This is a genomic window from Agromyces sp. H66 (assembly GCF_004959775.1).
In the GTDB taxonomy this organism is placed as follows: Bacteria; Actinomycetota; Actinomycetes; order Actinomycetales; family Microbacteriaceae; genus Agromyces.
In genome coordinates, this window is sequence record NZ_SJZG01000008.1 from 1 (window position 1) to 14,107 (window position 14,107).

The 14,107-nt window shown below is 68.3% G+C and carries 18 protein-coding genes; 12 read left to right on the forward strand and 6 right to left on the reverse strand.

Annotated features, from left to right (window positions below):
- Window positions 1-298: hypothetical protein (locus EZM51_RS20850; protein ID WP_211195913.1), on the forward strand; the 298-nt coding region annotated here is incomplete at its 5' end.
- 314 nt (window positions 299-612) lie between these two features.
- Here the strand turns inward: EZM51_RS20850 and EZM51_RS13810 are convergent.
- A complete protein-coding gene (locus EZM51_RS13810) occupies window positions 613-1,170 on the reverse strand; it encodes a TetR/AcrR family transcriptional regulator (RefSeq protein WP_136708872.1) in 558 nt (185 codons plus the stop codon).
- A gap of 208 nt (window positions 1,171-1,378) precedes the next feature.
- Here EZM51_RS13810 and nemA point away from each other — a divergent pair, with 208 nt between their 5' ends.
- From nemA to EZM51_RS13860, 9 genes are all read left to right on the forward strand, one after another.
- Window positions 1,379-2,476: an N-ethylmaleimide reductase gene (nemA, locus tag EZM51_RS13815; RefSeq protein ID WP_136708874.1), complete on the forward strand. Its 1,098-nt coding sequence runs from the start codon at window positions 1,379-1,381 to the stop codon at window positions 2,474-2,476.
- Between the two features lie 347 nt (window positions 2,477-2,823).
- Window positions 2,824-4,287 (forward strand): FAD-dependent monooxygenase, encoded by a 1,464-nt coding sequence (locus tag EZM51_RS13825; RefSeq protein WP_136708875.1) that lies wholly within the window; start codon window positions 2,824-2,826, stop codon window positions 4,285-4,287.
- A gap of 125 nt (window positions 4,288-4,412) precedes the next feature.
- Complete coding sequence (locus EZM51_RS13830) at window positions 4,413-5,369, forward strand: D-isomer specific 2-hydroxyacid dehydrogenase family protein (protein WP_136709038.1); 957 nt, start codon at window positions 4,413-4,415, stop codon at window positions 5,367-5,369.
- Window positions 5,362-6,402, forward strand: coding sequence for a D-alanine--(R)-lactate ligase (vanA, locus tag EZM51_RS13835; RefSeq protein WP_136708877.1), 1,041 nt, complete (start codon window positions 5,362-5,364; stop codon window positions 6,400-6,402). Before EZM51_RS13830 ends, vanA begins: the two co-directional genes overlap by 8 nt.
- Window positions 6,399-7,007, forward strand: coding sequence for a D-Ala-D-Ala dipeptidase VanX (gene vanX / locus EZM51_RS13840; protein WP_136708878.1), 609 nt, complete (start codon window positions 6,399-6,401; stop codon window positions 7,005-7,007). The genes vanA and vanX overlap by 4 nt, the downstream gene beginning before the upstream one ends.
- Before the next feature lie 139 nt (window positions 7,008-7,146).
- Entirely contained in the window at window positions 7,147-7,476 is a 330-nt protein-coding gene (locus EZM51_RS13845; RefSeq protein ID WP_136708881.1) for a PadR family transcriptional regulator, read from the forward strand.
- Window positions 7,477-7,478: 2 nt separating this feature from the next.
- The gene (locus tag EZM51_RS13850) at window positions 7,479-7,847 is read left to right on the forward strand and encodes a DUF1048 domain-containing protein (RefSeq protein ID WP_136708882.1); all 369 of its coding nucleotides are present in this window, start codon (window positions 7,479-7,481) and stop codon (window positions 7,845-7,847) included.
- Complete coding sequence (locus tag EZM51_RS13855) at window positions 7,844-8,683, forward strand: ATP-binding cassette domain-containing protein (protein ID WP_136708883.1); 840 nt, start codon at window positions 7,844-7,846, stop codon at window positions 8,681-8,683. The genes EZM51_RS13850 and EZM51_RS13855 overlap by 4 nt, the downstream gene beginning before the upstream one ends.
- Window positions 8,680-9,444 (forward strand): ABC transporter permease, encoded by a 765-nt coding sequence (locus EZM51_RS13860; protein WP_136708885.1) that lies wholly within the window; start codon window positions 8,680-8,682, stop codon window positions 9,442-9,444. Before EZM51_RS13855 ends, EZM51_RS13860 begins: the two co-directional genes overlap by 4 nt.
- An 88-nt stretch (window positions 9,445-9,532) precedes the next feature.
- On the opposite strand, the gene EZM51_RS13865 is transcribed toward EZM51_RS13860, so the two are convergent.
- From EZM51_RS13865 to EZM51_RS13885, 5 genes are all read right to left on the reverse strand, one after another.
- Entirely contained in the window at window positions 9,533-10,321 is a 789-nt protein-coding gene (locus EZM51_RS13865) for a sulfite exporter TauE/SafE family protein (protein WP_136708887.1), read from the reverse strand.
- An 80-nt stretch (window positions 10,322-10,401) separates the two neighbouring features.
- Window positions 10,402-10,704 (reverse strand): rhodanese-like domain-containing protein, encoded by a 303-nt coding sequence (locus EZM51_RS13870; protein ID WP_136708889.1) that lies wholly within the window; start codon window positions 10,702-10,704, stop codon window positions 10,402-10,404.
- A 9-nt stretch (window positions 10,705-10,713) separates the two neighbouring features.
- Entirely contained in the window at window positions 10,714-12,150 is a 1,437-nt protein-coding gene (locus EZM51_RS13875; RefSeq protein WP_136708890.1) for an MBL fold metallo-hydrolase, read from the reverse strand.
- 36 nt (window positions 12,151-12,186) lie between these two features.
- Window positions 12,187-12,372, reverse strand: a complete 186-nt coding sequence (locus EZM51_RS13880; RefSeq protein ID WP_136708891.1) for a hypothetical protein — start codon at window positions 12,370-12,372, stop codon at window positions 12,187-12,189.
- A gap of 233 nt (window positions 12,373-12,605) precedes the next feature.
- Window positions 12,606-13,079 (reverse strand): GNAT family N-acetyltransferase, encoded by a 474-nt coding sequence (locus EZM51_RS13885; protein ID WP_136708892.1) that lies wholly within the window; start codon window positions 13,077-13,079, stop codon window positions 12,606-12,608.
- 120 nt (window positions 13,080-13,199) lie between these two features.
- Between EZM51_RS13885 and EZM51_RS13890 the strand changes: the two genes are divergently transcribed.
- The gene (locus tag EZM51_RS13890; RefSeq protein ID WP_136708894.1) at window positions 13,200-13,655 is read left to right on the forward strand and encodes a MarR family transcriptional regulator; all 456 of its coding nucleotides are present in this window, start codon (window positions 13,200-13,202) and stop codon (window positions 13,653-13,655) included.
- Window positions 13,652-14,026 (forward strand): hypothetical protein, encoded by a 375-nt coding sequence (locus EZM51_RS13895; RefSeq protein ID WP_136708896.1) that lies wholly within the window; start codon window positions 13,652-13,654, stop codon window positions 14,024-14,026. Before EZM51_RS13890 ends, EZM51_RS13895 begins: the two co-directional genes overlap by 4 nt.
- Window positions 14,027-14,107 lie beyond the last annotated feature (81 nt).

Sequence of the window (14,107 nt, forward strand, 5' to 3'; positions counted from 1 at the left end):
GCGAACCCTCACCCCTTACACAGACCATCTGACAGGCTCCAAGGCAGTGGTGGTGTACTCCTGGCAGGTGCCGCCTTCATGGGACGCCGAACACCACCTGCAGATCTCCGTGGCAGCACTCAAGGACGGCGACCAGCTGCAGGTGACGACCGAACTGCTCCCGATCTGGCCCTTCCACCACGAGGACCTCCTAGCCGATGTCGCGTCCGCAGGTCTCAGCCTCGCAAGGTCCACGTACGACGCGACCCAACCGAATTATCTCGTCACCGCTCAGCGACGCGCAGGGTTACCGACCTGACACACATGCTCCTCATCCCGGCGTCGCATGATCACACCGTCCGGCAAGACCGGACCTCCCACACGCCGGCCAAGACAGCCCGCGATCGAGGGAAAGGTCCACTCGTGGCCTATCGGCTAAGCAGCGCCTCGGGCAGCCAGTCGAATCAATCTCTGGCGCTCCAACGCCACGATCGTCTCGTATGACTTCGAGCGATCGACACGCGGCTGATCATGCGCTTCGACGCTCCGCTTGCGTGACGCGGTGGTCCACTCGACGATGAGGGCCATATGTGGGAATGGTGCCATCTCCGCGCGGAAGCTACACCGGTCTCGCTACTCCACGCCGACAGCGTCGAGCAGGGCTTCCACGGCGCGGAACACGCTGGGCGGGTACGTTCCGGTCAGTAGCGCGTAGTCGGCGGCGCCGGCGTGCAGCACGGTGAGCTGTTCGGCCAGGAGATCGCCGTCGTCGATTCCGGCGACGGCCGCCTGGCGTCGCACGTACTTCGTGAGCTCGCTCTTCTGGAGGTGGGCCACCTCCACCGCTGCATGCGTCGGATCCCGCAGCTCATTGGCGACGTTCACGAAGAAGCACCCGGAGAACTCCGGGCGGGCGGCGTAGATGCGCTGTGCTTCGAAGATCCCGAGGAGCCGTTCACGCACCGATCGGTCGTCGTGCTCGTCGGGAAGGTCGGCGACCGCCATCTCGTGACTGTCCTCGAGCACCGCCACGAGCACATCGGTCTTCGACGGGAACAGCTGATAGAGGGTCTTCTTCGAGATGCCGGCGGCTGCCGCCAAGCGATCGACGCCGACGGCATGGAAGCCCTCACGATGGAACATCTCCGACGCGTGCTGGAGCACCCGCTCCCGAGCCTCTGCCGCCGCCATGTCCCCAGATTAGCATTTGGAAACAGGTCTGTTTCCATTCTGGAGCAAACTGGAAACAGTTCTGTTTCGCCCGTGGCGTAATTGGAAACCGATCGGTTTCCGATCGGAATATTGTGGAAACCGATCGGTTTCCACCACCCGTCAGCATTGCGCGTCTCGTCGGTTGGGCGAGGCCTGCAGCCCACCCACGCGAAAGGAACGTAGGGACATGCCGAATCTGCAGGACCGACTGAGCTTGCCCGCCTTCGAGGCGGCGAACCGCGTCTTCATGGCTCCGATGACGCGGATGCGCGCGCCCGAACCGGCGGACGCACCGACCGAATTGCACCAGGAGTACTATCGCCAGCGCGCCGGCGCGGGACTCATCGTCACCGAGGGCACGCAGATCAGCCTGGAAGGAAAGGGCTACTCCGGCGCTCCCGGCATCTACACCGACGATCAGGTGGCCGCGTGGCGCAAGGTCACCGACACCGTGCACGAGGCCGGCGGGCGCATCGCGGTCCAGTTGTGGCACGTCGGCCGCATCACCCACCCCGACGTGCACGGCGGCGAACCGGGCGTCTCGGCGAGTGCACTGCCGTTCCGCGGGCGCACGAACATCAAGGACGCCGCCGGCAACGTGATCTCCGTCAGCGCGCCGACTCCTCGGGAACTCCGCGTGGATGAGGTTCCCCGGCTGCTCGAGGACTACCGTCGGGCGACCCGGAATGCACGGGCGGCGGGGTTCGACATGGTCGAGATCCACGGCGCGAACGGCTACCTGCTGCAGCAGTTCATGTCCATCAGCAGCAACGTGCGCGAGGACCGGTACGGCGGCTCGCTGGAGAACCGTGCACGCCTGCCGCTCGAGGTGGTGGACGCGGTCATCGGCGAGTGGGATGCGGCGCACGTGGGCATGCGCCTGTCGCCGCTGATCAAGTTCGAGGGACTCGACGACGCGGACGGCAAGGAGATGGGCGTGTACATGGCCGGCCGGCTCGCCGACCGCAGCGTCGGGTACTTCCACCTGTGCGAGCCGGACTGGGCGGGCGGCCCGTCGCTGGACGACAATTTCCGCACCGCGCTGCGCGACCGGTTCCCGGGCATCATCATCGCTGCGGGCAACTACGACGCCGACAAGGCCACGCGGGTGCTCGAGGGCGGCTGGGCCGACGCCATCGCGTTCGGTCGGCCGTTCATCGCGAACCCGGACCTGCCCGCGCGCCTCGCGACCGGTGCGGAGCTGAACAGCGTGGACTTCGACCGCGTCTACGGCGGGGATGCAGCCGGGTACACCGACTACCCGGTGCTGCAGCCCACGCGCTGAGCGATTGCGGCGTGTTCCACCCGTCGCTCCGGGTTCGTGGCGACGACACGCGAATTCAGGCGCTCCACGGGCCCAGGCCTTCTACCGGAAGCACGGATTCGTCGCCGACGGCACGATGCAGGTGGAGGACGGCGTGCGGGGGATCCGCATGGTGCGGATCTCGGGCGATCGCGCGGACTGATCCGGCAGCGGAAGCGCCCGACCCGCCGGGTTGCAGTGCAATGGCAGGAGACGATTTCCCCTGCCATGTTCAGGATATGCCTGGGATGGGGTCTTGCCGCAAGACCCATCGTGTGCCGTACGCTGCTCGACTGCGTCCATCAGCGGGCGTCACGAGAGGGGGCCGGATGTCAGACGTGATCGTGGTGGGGAGCGGCCCGAGCGGGATGATGATGGCCGGCGAGCTGGCTCTGGCAGGCGTCGACGTGGCGATCCTGGAGCGGCGCCCCACGGGAGTGGTGGCAGGATCCCGTGCGGGAGGATTCCACTCACGCACGATCGAGATCTTGGACCAGCGCGGGATCGCCGACCGATTCCTGGCGGAGGGGCAGACCGCGCAGACCGCGCGTTTCGGCAGGACGATGCTGGACATCAGCGACGTTCCGACGCGGCATCCCTATGGACTGGCCCTGTGGCAGAGCCGGATGGAGCCGATCCTCGCCGGCTGGGTCGATGAGCTCGGGGTGCCGGTGCATCGCGGTCGTGAGGTGACCGGCTTCGTCCAGGACGACACCGGCGTCGACGTCGAACTCGCTGATGGTGAGACGATGCGAGCGACGTACCTTGTCGGCGCCGACGGCGGTCGCAGCGTCATCCGCAAGGTCGCGGGCATCGATTTCCCCGGCTGGGACGCGACCCGCAGCAACCTGATCGCAGAGGTCGAAGTAGCCCAAGAGCCACCGTCGGGGATGCGTCAGGACGAGACGGGCGTCCATGGCTTCACCCTGCTGGAAGACGGGCGCACCTATCGGGTCATCACGACCGAGCAGCAGGTCGGTCCAGCCGTCGAGCCGAGCCTGGCCGACCTGAGCGACGCCCTCACCGCGGTGTACGGAACCGACTTCGGAGTGCACGACCCGACCTGGCTCTCCAGGTTCACCGACGCCACCCGGCAGGCCGCGACCTACCGCAAGGGGCGAGTGCTCCTCGTTGGGGATGCCGCGCATATCCACTATCCCGCCGGCGGCCAAGGTATCGGTCTGGGCCTGCAGGACGCGGTCAACCTCGGGTGGAAGCTCGCGCAGGTGGTCGACGGCATCTCACCCGAGTCCCTCCTGGACACCTACCATGCCGAGCGGCATCCCGCCGGGGCCCGCGCGCTCGAGCACTCGATGGCGCAGACGGCACTGCAGCGCCTGGACCCACGGACGGCCGCACTCGCCGCGACCGTGGACGAACTGGTGTCGATGGACGAGCCTCGCCGGCACTTCGGCGCGCTGATCCACGGCCTCGACATCGCCTATGACCTCGGGGAGGGGCATCCACTCCTCGGGCGTCGCATGCCGGATCTCGATCTCGAGACGGAAGACGGTCCGACTCGGGTGTTCCCGCTCCTCCACCGAGCCGAGCCGGTGCTCCTCGACCTCGCCGAGTCGGCCACCCTCGACGTCACCCCGTGGGCTGAGCAGGTGCGGGTGGTCGACGCCCGCTTCACCGGCGCGTGGCGACTGCCCGTCCTCGGCGGCGTGACACCGCCCACAGGCGTGCTGATCCGCCCGGATGGGTATGTCGCATGGGTGGGGCAGGGAACCGATCAGGGGCTGACGGACGCACTCGCCCGCTGGTTCGGCCCCGGGCGGCCCGCCCGGTAGATCCTCGAGAGTTCCGGCCGGGGCATGGCCGGGGCATATCGGCGGCATATCGAAAACCACATACGTCCTGACAACACGGGGCCTCCTTGACTGGAGGCGTGCCCTACAGCGAACACGTCCCACGAATGGGGATCTCCGTCTACGGATGCGAGCCCGATGAAGCCGCCGTGTTCCGCGAGACGGCACCTCGTCTCGGCGTCGCCCCGACGATCATCGATGCGGCGGCATCCGAGGCGAACGTCGGACTGGCATTCGGGAATCGATGCATCAGCGTCGGTCACAAGACCCCGATCACGAACTCCACTCTCCGCGCGCTGAGCGCAGCGGGCGTGGCCTACATCTCCACCCGGAGTGCGGGGCATGATCACATCGACGTGGAATTCGCGCGGAGCGTCGGCATCTCGGTCGAGGGGGTGGCGTACTCGCCCGCCGGCGTGGCCGACTACACGCTGATGCTCATGCTCATGGCGGTGCGGAACGCTCGATCGATCATCACCCGCGCAGAGGCACACGACTTCAGGCTGAATCGCGTACGCGGCAGGGAACTCCGCGACCTGACCGTCGGGGTCATCGGGACGGGCCGCATCGGCGCCGCCGTCGTCGACCGGTTGCAGGGGTTCGGATGCCGCGTCCTGGCCTTCGACCGCACTCCCAAGTCCACGGCGGACCACGTCCATCTCGACGAGTTGCTCCGGCGGAGCGACGTGGTGACGCTCCACACGCCGCTCGACGCGGAGACGAGACATCTCTTGGACCGTGAGCGGATCGGGCGGATGAGGCACGGCGCCGTCATCGTCAACACCGGCCGGGGCGCACTGATCGACACCGAGGCGCTCTGTTCAGCGCTGGAGAGCGGCCGATTGGGCGGCGCGGCGCTCGACGTGCTGGAGGGAGAGGACGGCATCTTCTACGCCGACCGGCGGAACAGGCGCATCGACAGCCGGCTCTTCCTCAGATTGCAGCGGCTACCGAATGTGCTCATCACGCCGCACACCGCGTTCCACACGGAACAGGCCCTGATCGACACGGTCAGGAACTCCATCCTCAACTGCCTCGAGTTCGAAGGACATCAACATGGCTAAGCCCAGGATCGCGGTCATCTTCGGCGGGGTCTCGGAAGAGCATCCCGTCTCCGTCAAGTCCGCGCAGGAGGTCGCGCGGAACCTGAACCTCGCAAAGTACGACCCGATCTACGTCGGGATCACCAGACGCGGTGAGTGGAAGCTCTGCGAAGGGCCCGGCCCCGACTGGGAGGATGACGACTGCCGTCCTGCGACCCTGTCGCCGGACCGGGCGACCCACGGATTGCTCGTCGATGAGGAGGGCCGCAACCGGACGGTTCACCTCGACGCGGTGCTTCCCGTCCTGCACGGCAGACACGGCGAGGACGGTGCCATCCAGGGCCTGCTCGAGCTCGCGGGCATCCCCTACGTCGGCTGCGGCATCCAGAGCTCCGCGCTGTCCATGGACAAGTCGCTCACCTACCTCGTCGCGAGGAGCGCAGGGGTCGCCACCCCGAGGTTCTGGACGGTCACGGCCGACGGGCAGGTCGACCCCGACCGCCTGCCGTATCCCGTCTTCGTGAAGCCGGCCCGATCGGGATCGTCGTTCGGCGTCAGCCGCGTCGACCGGGCGGACGACCTGCCGAGCGCAGTGGACGTCGCACGGCGGTACGACGCGAAGGTGTTGATCGAGGAGGCCGTGGTCGGCAGCGAGGTCGGATGCGCGGTCCTCGACGGCGACCGGGGACTGATCGTCGGCGAGGTGGATCAGATCCGTCTGTCGCACGGCTTCTTCCGGATCCATCAGGAGGACGAGCCGGAAGTCCGCTCCGAGAACTCGACCGTCACCGTTCCGGCCGAGATCACCGCCGAGGCTCGTCAGCTCGTTCAACGGACGGCGCGGACCGTCTATCGCGCGCTGGGCTGCCGGGGACTCGCACGGGTCGACCTGTTCCTGGGGGACGACGGCGCGGTCGTCCTCAACGAGGTCAACACCTTCCCCGGCATGACGTCGTACAGCCGGTATCCGCGCATGATGGCCGCCGCGGGGATCCCGCTCGCCGAGGTGCTCGACCGCGTGATCGCGTTCGCTCTGCAGGGACGAGGCCGATGAGCGACGAGTTCGTCTACCTGGACGAACACATCGCCGGCATCCGCTGGGACGCGAAGTACTCCACCTGGGACAACTTCACCGGCAGGCCCGTGGACGGATACCACGCCAATCGGATCATCGGCACGCGGGCGCTGTGCGACGCGGTGGGGCGGGCACGCGACGTCGCAGCGTCGCGTGGCTTCGGCCTGCTGATCTGGGACGGCTATCGTCCGCAGCGCGCCGTGGACGACTTCCTGCGTTGGTCACGGCAGCCGGAGGATGGCCGGACGAAACCCCGGCACTATCCGAACATCGCCCGACCGGAGATGTTCGACCTCGGCTACGTGGCGGCGAGGTCTGGCCACAGCCGGGGCAGTACCGTGGACCTGACCCTCTATCGTCTGGCGACCGGCGAACGTGTCGTCATGGGCGGCGACCACGACCTGATGGATCCGGTCTCCCATCACGGAGCCGAGGGGATCCCCGACGCCGAGGCTCGGAACCGCCGACACCTGCGTTCGATCATGGAGGCCTGCGGCTTCAGCGCCTACGCGGCCGAGTGGTGGCACTACACGCTGCGGGACGAGCCGCACCCCGACACGTACTTCGACTTCCCCATCACGTGACCGGCTCGTTCGGCGTGCGCCGACGACATGCCTCGGGCGGGATCGAAGGATTCTGGTATTCAGTGTTGCTATCTACCGGTACTCATGCTTACTATGTACCAGTAGTCAGCAACACCGAGTAGTTGAAGGGAGGGGCACCATGGGCAAGCAGATGACCGAGATGCTCAAGGGCACGCTCGAGGGCATCGTCCTCGCGATCCTCGCCGCGCAGCCGGCATACGGCTACGACATCACGGCGCGGTTGCGCGAGCAGGGCTTCACCGACATCGCCGAGGGCACCATCTACGCCCTGCTCGTCAGAGTGGAGCAGCGCGGCCTCGTCGACGTCGAGAAGGTTCCGTCGGAGAAGGGGCCGCCGCGCAAGGTGTACTCCCTCAACGCACAGGGACGAAGCGAACTCGAAGAGTTCTGGAGGACGTGGAGCTTCCTCGCAGAACGTATCGAACGGCTCCACGAAGGAGAGCAGTGAACATGGCCGCGAAGTGGATCGAGACCCTCACGGGCTCGCTGGAGCAGAAGAAGCAGTACAAGCAGTACAAGGCGCGCGTCGAGGCGCTCCCCGAGCCGTACCGGGCCGCTGCGAAGGCGTTCGACCGGTACTTCATGTACTACGGGGGCATCACCGACGGCGACACCATGGTCAAGATGCTCGGCGACTCCGCCGACCTCTGGGAGCGCGCCGCCGTCGACGGCACGCCCGTGAGCGCCATCGTCGGCGACGACCCGGTCGAGTTCGCCGAGACGTTCACGCAGGCCTACGGCGGCAGGCAGTGGATCGACAAGGAGCGCGCACGCCTCACGAAGGCGATCGCCGAGGCAGAGAAGGAGGAGCGGAAGTGACCACGCAACAGACCCTCGGACCCGCGATCCGGGTGCAGGGCATCGAGAAGTCGTTCAAGGACCTGAACGTGTTGCGGGGCGTCGACTTCGAGGTCGCGCGGGGCAGCATCTTCGCGCTGCTCGGCTCGAACGGGGCGGGCAAGACCACGCTGGTGCGGATCCTGTCGACGCTGCTGAAGGCCGACGCGGGTGCCGCGACGGTGCACGGCTTCGACGTCGCCGCGATGGCCGGCGACGTGCGCGAGTCGATCAGCCTGACCGGCCAGTTCGCCGCCGTCGATGAGGTGCTCACCGGGCGGGAGAACCTCGTGCTGGTCGCGAAGCTCCGCCACCTGAAGGACCCGGGTGCGATCGCCGACGACCTGCTCGCCCGATTCTCGCTCACCGAGGCGGGCAACCGCAGGGCCGGGACGTACTCGGGCGGCATGCGGCGTCGGCTCGACATCGCGATGAGCCTGATCGGCAACCCGCCGATCATCTTCCTCGACGAGCCCACCACCGGACTCGACCCGCAGGCCCGCATCGACGTCTGGCAGACGGTGAAGGCGCTCGCCGCGAACGGCACGACCGTGCTGCTCACGACGCAGTACCTCGACGAGGCCGAGCAGCTCGCCGACCGCATCGCGATCCTGCACAAGGGCACGATCATCCGGAATGGCACCCTCGCCGAGCTCAAGCAGCTCCTCCCGCCCGCCACGGTCGAGTACGTCGAGAAGCAGCCCTCCCTCGAGGACGTCTTCCTGGCCCTCGTCGGCGACACCGGCGACGAGAGCAACGGTGCCGCCGAGACATCCGCCGCCGACCGCACGGTCGCAGCACGAAAGGAACCCCGATGACCACGCACGTCCTCGGCGACACCGGCATCCTCACCGGTCGCTCGCTCCGCCACATCCTCCGCAGCCCCGACACGATCATCACCACCGCGGTCACCCCGATCGCGCTGATGCTGCTCTTCGTGTACGTGCTCGGCGGCGCGATCAACACCGGATCCGACGAGTCGTACGTCAACTACATGCTCCCCGGCATCCTGCTCATCACGATCGCGTCGGGCATCGCGTACACCGCGTACCGGCTGTTCCTCGACATGCAGGGCGGCATCTTCGAACGCTTCCAGTCCATGCCGATCGCGAGGTCGAGCGTGCTCTGGGGCCACGTGCTCACCTCGCTGGTCTCGAACCTGATCTCGGTCGCGATCGTCATCGGCGTCGCGCTGATCATGGGGTTCCGCACCGGGGCGTCCGTGGGCGCCTGGCTGGCGGTCGCCGGCATCCTGATCCTGTTCACGCTCGCGCTGACCTGGCTCGCCGTGATCGCGGGCCTCTCGGCGAAGACGGTCGACGGTGCGAGCGCGTTCAGCTACCCGCTGATCTTCCTGCCGTTCATCAGCTCGGCCTTCGTTCCCACCGATTCCATGCCCGGCCCGGTCGCCTGGTTCGCCGAGAACCAGCCCGTGACGTCGATCGTGAACACGATCCGAGCCCTGTTCGCCGGAGATCCCGTCGGCAGTGAGATCTGGATCGCCCTCGCCTGGATCGTCGGCATCTTCGTCGTCGCCTACGCATTCGCGATCGCGGCCTACCGCCGCAAGATCAGCTGAACCGAGCGCTGCCGGAATGTCGCGACCGCGACGATGCCGCCCGCTTCCCGTACTGGGAGGCGGGCGGCATCGTCATGAGGCGGCGGGGTCAGCCGCCCGAGAAGAGGGCGACCAGCGCGGGCGCCTCCTGGAAGATGACGAACCCCCCGACGACGAGCACGAAGATGCCGAAGCCCTTGCGCAGCGCGGTCTCGGGGACCTTGCCCGCCAGCGCCGAGCCGATGAACGAACCGGCGATCGCCAACGCCGTGAAGGCGAGCACGACGGGCCAATCGAGCTGCACGCTGAAGAGGTAGCCGCCGAGGCCGGCGAACGACTTCATCGCGATGACCAGCAGTGACGTGCCGACCGCGACGGCCATGGGCAGTCCGCCCAGGAGGTTCAGGGCCGGCACGATGAGGAAGCCGCCGCCGGCACCGACGAGTCCGGTGGCGATGCCGACCGCGAACCCGTCGAGGATGATTCGCAGGACCGGGAGCCCGCGCTGCACCTCGCCGTGCGCCTCACCCCTCTTCTTGCGGCCGCGGATCATCGCGGTCGCCGTGGCGATCATCATGATCGCGAACAGCACCATGAGGACGACGCCGGGGATGTACCCCCCGAGGATGCCGCCGAGGAACGCGCCGACCATCCCGGCGGCGCCGAAGATGAGGCCGGTCTTCCACCGCACCCGCCCGGCGCGGGCGTGCGAGAAGACGCTCACGGCGCTGGTGACCCCGACGATGAACAGGGATGCCGCGATCGCCTCCTTCGGGCCCATGCCGAGCACGTAGGTGAGGATCGGCACGGTGAGGATCGATCCGCCGCCGCCCATGAGTCCGAGCGACACCCCGACGAGCACCGCCAGGAGCAGCGCGATGACGAGTCCGATTTCCATGTTCCGGCTTCCGTGGGGTGTTCAGCAGCGTGGCCCGCGACCGTGAGGTGCGGGCCACGCCGGTGGGTTGAAGGTCGAGGTCACCGATCGACCGGAAGACCGGCCCGGAACCAGGCGATCATGCCGCCCTCCATGTTGTCGACGCGGAATCCGGCGGTCTTGAGGACCTCGGTCGCCTGGCGCGATCGGTTGCCCGACCGGCAGATCGCGATGACCGGCCGGGAGCGGTCGATCTCCGCCAGGCGTGACGCCAGCGTGCCGAGCGGGATGTTCCGGGCGCCAGGGACCATGCCCTCGGCGACCTCGTGGATCTCGCGCACGTCGATGAGCTGGTCGGCGCCGCCGAGGCGCTCCCTGACCTGTGCGATGGTGATGTCCGCCATGGTTGCCTCCTATGCAGCCTTCGAAACGGGGGATGCCTCGGTGACCGGCACGTTGCCGGGGACCCGGGTCCAGCCGAGGTAGGAGCCGTCGAGCTCCACGACGTCGTAGCCGGCGCGGCGCAGGGCGCTCGAGGCGACGCTGTTGCGCACGCCGCTCTGGCAGTAGGTGACGATGGTGCCGTGCTCGGGCAGCTCGTCGGTGTGCCACATCACGCGGCCGCCGCTGAGCTGGGCGGCGCCGGGAAGGTGCCCGTCGGCGTACTCGGTCTTGTTGCGCACGTCGAGCAGCAGGTCGTAGGCGAACCCGGGGAGCTCCTCGGGCTGCAGCAGCTTGGGTACGACCAGGTCGAGGCCATCGAGCGAGGTGATGAACCCGGTGACGGAGTCGATGCCGACGCGCACCAGGTGGTCGCGCAGCTGCGTCGCCTCGTCCTCGTCGGCGGCCAGGAGCACGAGCGGGCGGTGCTCGACATCGGGGTCGACCACCCACGCCCCGTAGCTCGCCGCCTTGGCGATGCCGGGGATGTTCAGCGAGCGGGCCACGGTGCCCTCGTGGACGGCCGTGTTGTGCCGCGTGTCGACGAAGATGACCTCGTCGGCGTCGAGCTCGGCGCGCAGGCGCTCCGGCGTGTACTCGACGAGCTCGTCGACCGCGCCGATGACCGCCGGTCCGACCTTGTTCTGCACCTTCATGCGTGCGAAGTAGGCGTGCGCGTCGGGCTGGCCGCTGAGCAGCTCCTCGACGAAGCCCTGCTCGTCGTTGTTCCGCAGGTATCCGCTCCACCACGAGAACGAACGCTCGTACCCGACGGTCGACGTGGGGATCGCGCCCAGCGCCTTGCCGCATGCGCTGCCCGAGCCGTGCGCGGGGAGCACCTGCACGTAGTCGGGCAGGGTGAGGAATCGGTCGCGCAGGCTCGCGAAGAGATCGCGTGCACCGCCGAAGCGCGTGTCGATGCCGCCCGCCGCCTCGTCGAGCAGGTCGGGTCGCCCGAGGTCGCCGACGAAGACGAAGTCGCCGGTGAGCATGAATCCGGGCTCGGCCGCCTGCGCGCCGTCGGTCACGAGGAACGACATGTGCTCGGGCGTGTGGCCCGGCGTGTGCACGGCCCGGACGGTGATGTTGCCGAGGGTGATCTCGTGGCCGTGCTTCATGCGCACGGCGTCGTCGAAGGCGGGGCCGTACGTCCAGTCGGGGCCACCCTCATCCGACACGTACATCGTCGCCCCGGTCCGCTCCGCCAGCTCCCGCGTGCCGGAGAGGTAGTCGGCGTGGATATGGGTCTCGGTGACCCCGGTGATCGTCATCCCGTTCTTGCGCGCGATCTCGAGGTAGACGTCGAGGTCGCGGCGCGGGTCGACGACGATCGCCTCGCCCTTCGCCTGGCAGCCGATGAAATAGCTGGCCTGGGCGAGGTCCTCGTCATAGATGCGTTCCAACAGCATGTCAGCTCCTTGTCTCAGGTCCCGAGTGCTCGGGGTTCATCGGCCGAACAGGCGCGAGAAGAATCCCCCGCGCGCGGCCTCGGCGGCCTCGATCTCGGCCGGCGTGTGCGATCCGTCGCACCAGTCGGATGCCGCGACCATGCGCTTCACGGACTGGACGTGCTGGCCGCAACCGGCCCACGTCGTCTTTCCGCACACGTGGCACTTCACTGGCTGGCACATCCGCCGACTCCGATCGTGACCGGGGTTTCCGATACCCCCGGGGTATCACTAATAATACCCCTAGGGTATCCACTCCTGTCAAACCGGAGCGGTCTTCGGGTGGGGATCGGTGGAGTTCCGGATCCGCGGGGGCTCGACGAAGGTCCGCGTCCGCCCGATGCCGCAGGCCCGTGGTCGCGGACTCCCCCGGGTCGCCGGTCGCGCTCGAAGGCGACGGTCGCGCCGACCTCGGGCTACAGGTCGCGCTCGAAGGCGATCATGGTCGGACCGCCCTCGCCCTCGGTCCGGCGGAACCCGGCGGCCTCGTAGAGGCGCACGGCGAGCTGATCGTCCTCGCTCGTGATCACGAAGGCGTAGTCGGCGCCCCGCTCACGCGCGACCCGCATGGCCTCGGTGATCAGCTCGCGGCCGAATCCCTTCCCCCGCTCACTCGGCGCGACGTACAGCTCGGCCAGGTAGGCCTCGGGTGCAGGACCCCACACCGACGGCTGGACGCGCATCACCGCGACCCCGACGGCTTCGCCGGTCTCGGGCGCGCGGGCCAGCAGGACCGTGACCTGGTCGCCCGCGACCAGGTCTCCCAGCCGCACCGCCAGTTCTTCGGGCGAGGGCGTCGGTTCGTCGTACTCCTCGTTGAAGTCGTGCAGCAACTGCGCTGCGGCTGCCAGGCCGTCGCCACTCGAGCTCTCGGTCACCGTCTCGACCATGTCTCCGATTCTGCCGTGGAAACGCGCCTCGGACCACCGTGGCCGGCCGCCGTTCAGCGACCGGGCCGCCTCGACCGGCGGTTGACACGGGACATCCATTTTTGTTAAGTAGTTAACATCATGGATGCCGCCACCGAACCCTCGCAACGCCTCGCGCTTGCGCTCCACCGCGCCACCGGCTTGGTCGACCGGGTCGCCGACGCGTACCTGCAGCCCGCGCACGGCCTCAGCATCTCCATGTTCTCGGCGATGGTCGCCATCGACGCCGTCGGACCGGCACGGCAGAGCACCATCGCCCGTGCCCTCGACGTCACGCGCGCCGCCGTCACCCAGCGGCTGGTCGAACTCGTCTCGCGCGGACTGGTGGACGTGGTTCCCGATCCGCTCGACAGCCGAGCCAACCTCGTCTCGCTGAGCGAGTCCGGCCGACGCGTGCTGGCGGAGGCGTGGGCGGGGCTCGCCCGCTCCGACGACGGTCTCGAGCGCGGCGTGGATCTCACTGCGCTCCAGACCGCGCTCGACGCGCTCATCGCGAACGCGGAGCGCTATCTCGCAGATCGGGAGGCGACACGATGAGCGCCGTCGTCGCCGTGCTGGCCACGGTCATCCTCGCCGCGCTCGCCGTGCTCCAGGTGCTCGTGGCCGCCGGACGACCATACGGCCGACTCGTCTGGGGTGGGCAGCACGAGGTGCTGCCCACGCGGCTCCGGATCGGGAGCGCCGTGTCGGTCGTGCTCTACGCCGGGTTCGCGACGCTGCTGCTCTGGCGCGCCGGGCTGCTCTGGCCGGTGACGCCGGTCGTCGACGTCGCGACGTGGGTGCTGTTCGGGTACCTCGCACTGGGCGTCGTCGTGAACGCGATCTCTCGAAGCCGCGCCGAGCGCCTGGTGATGACTCCGGTCGCCGCCGTGCTCGCCGCGTGCGCGCTCGTGGTCGCCATCGGCTGACGCAATCCGCCGATCTCCGGCATCTGGAGCCTCGTCGAGGTGGACGCGCCCCCGTGCCTGCGCTACGTCCGCACCTTGACC

Coding starts and splice junctions, on each gene's coding strand:
- nemA (WP_136708874.1), top strand. CDS start 1,379: ATGCCGAATCTGCAGGACCGACTGAGCTTGCCCGCCTTCGAGGCGGCG.
- EZM51_RS13845 (WP_136708881.1), top strand. CDS start 7,147: ATGGGCAAGCAGATGACCGAGATGCTCAAGGGCACGCTCGAGGGCATC.
- EZM51_RS13870 (WP_136708889.1), bottom strand. CDS start 10,704: ATGGCGGACATCACCATCGCACAGGTCAGGGAGCGCCTCGGCGGCGCC.
- EZM51_RS13885 (WP_136708892.1), bottom strand. CDS start 13,079: ATGGTCGAGACGGTGACCGAGAGCTCGAGTGGCGACGGCCTGGCAGCC.
- EZM51_RS13850 (WP_136708882.1), top strand. CDS start 7,479: ATGGCCGCGAAGTGGATCGAGACCCTCACGGGCTCGCTGGAGCAGAAG.
- EZM51_RS13825 (WP_136708875.1), top strand. CDS start 2,824: ATGTCAGACGTGATCGTGGTGGGGAGCGGCCCGAGCGGGATGATGATG.
- EZM51_RS13890 (WP_136708894.1), top strand. CDS start 13,200: ATGGATGCCGCCACCGAACCCTCGCAACGCCTCGCGCTTGCGCTCCAC.
- EZM51_RS13860 (WP_136708885.1), top strand. CDS start 8,680: ATGACCACGCACGTCCTCGGCGACACCGGCATCCTCACCGGTCGCTCG.
- EZM51_RS13895 (WP_136708896.1), top strand. CDS start 13,652: ATGAGCGCCGTCGTCGCCGTGCTGGCCACGGTCATCCTCGCCGCGCTC.
- EZM51_RS13875 (WP_136708890.1), bottom strand. CDS start 12,150: ATGCTGTTGGAACGCATCTATGACGAGGACCTCGCCCAGGCCAGCTAT.
- EZM51_RS13830 (WP_136709038.1), top strand. CDS start 4,413: ATGGGGATCTCCGTCTACGGATGCGAGCCCGATGAAGCCGCCGTGTTC.
- vanA (WP_136708877.1), top strand. CDS start 5,362: ATGGCTAAGCCCAGGATCGCGGTCATCTTCGGCGGGGTCTCGGAAGAG.
- EZM51_RS13810 (WP_136708872.1), bottom strand. CDS start 1,170: ATGGCGGCGGCAGAGGCTCGGGAGCGGGTGCTCCAGCACGCGTCGGAG.
- EZM51_RS13865 (WP_136708887.1), bottom strand. CDS start 10,321: ATGGAAATCGGACTCGTCATCGCGCTGCTCCTGGCGGTGCTCGTCGGG.
- EZM51_RS13880 (WP_136708891.1), bottom strand. CDS start 12,372: ATGTGCCAGCCAGTGAAGTGCCACGTGTGCGGAAAGACGACGTGGGCC.
- vanX (WP_136708878.1), top strand. CDS start 6,399: ATGAGCGACGAGTTCGTCTACCTGGACGAACACATCGCCGGCATCCGC.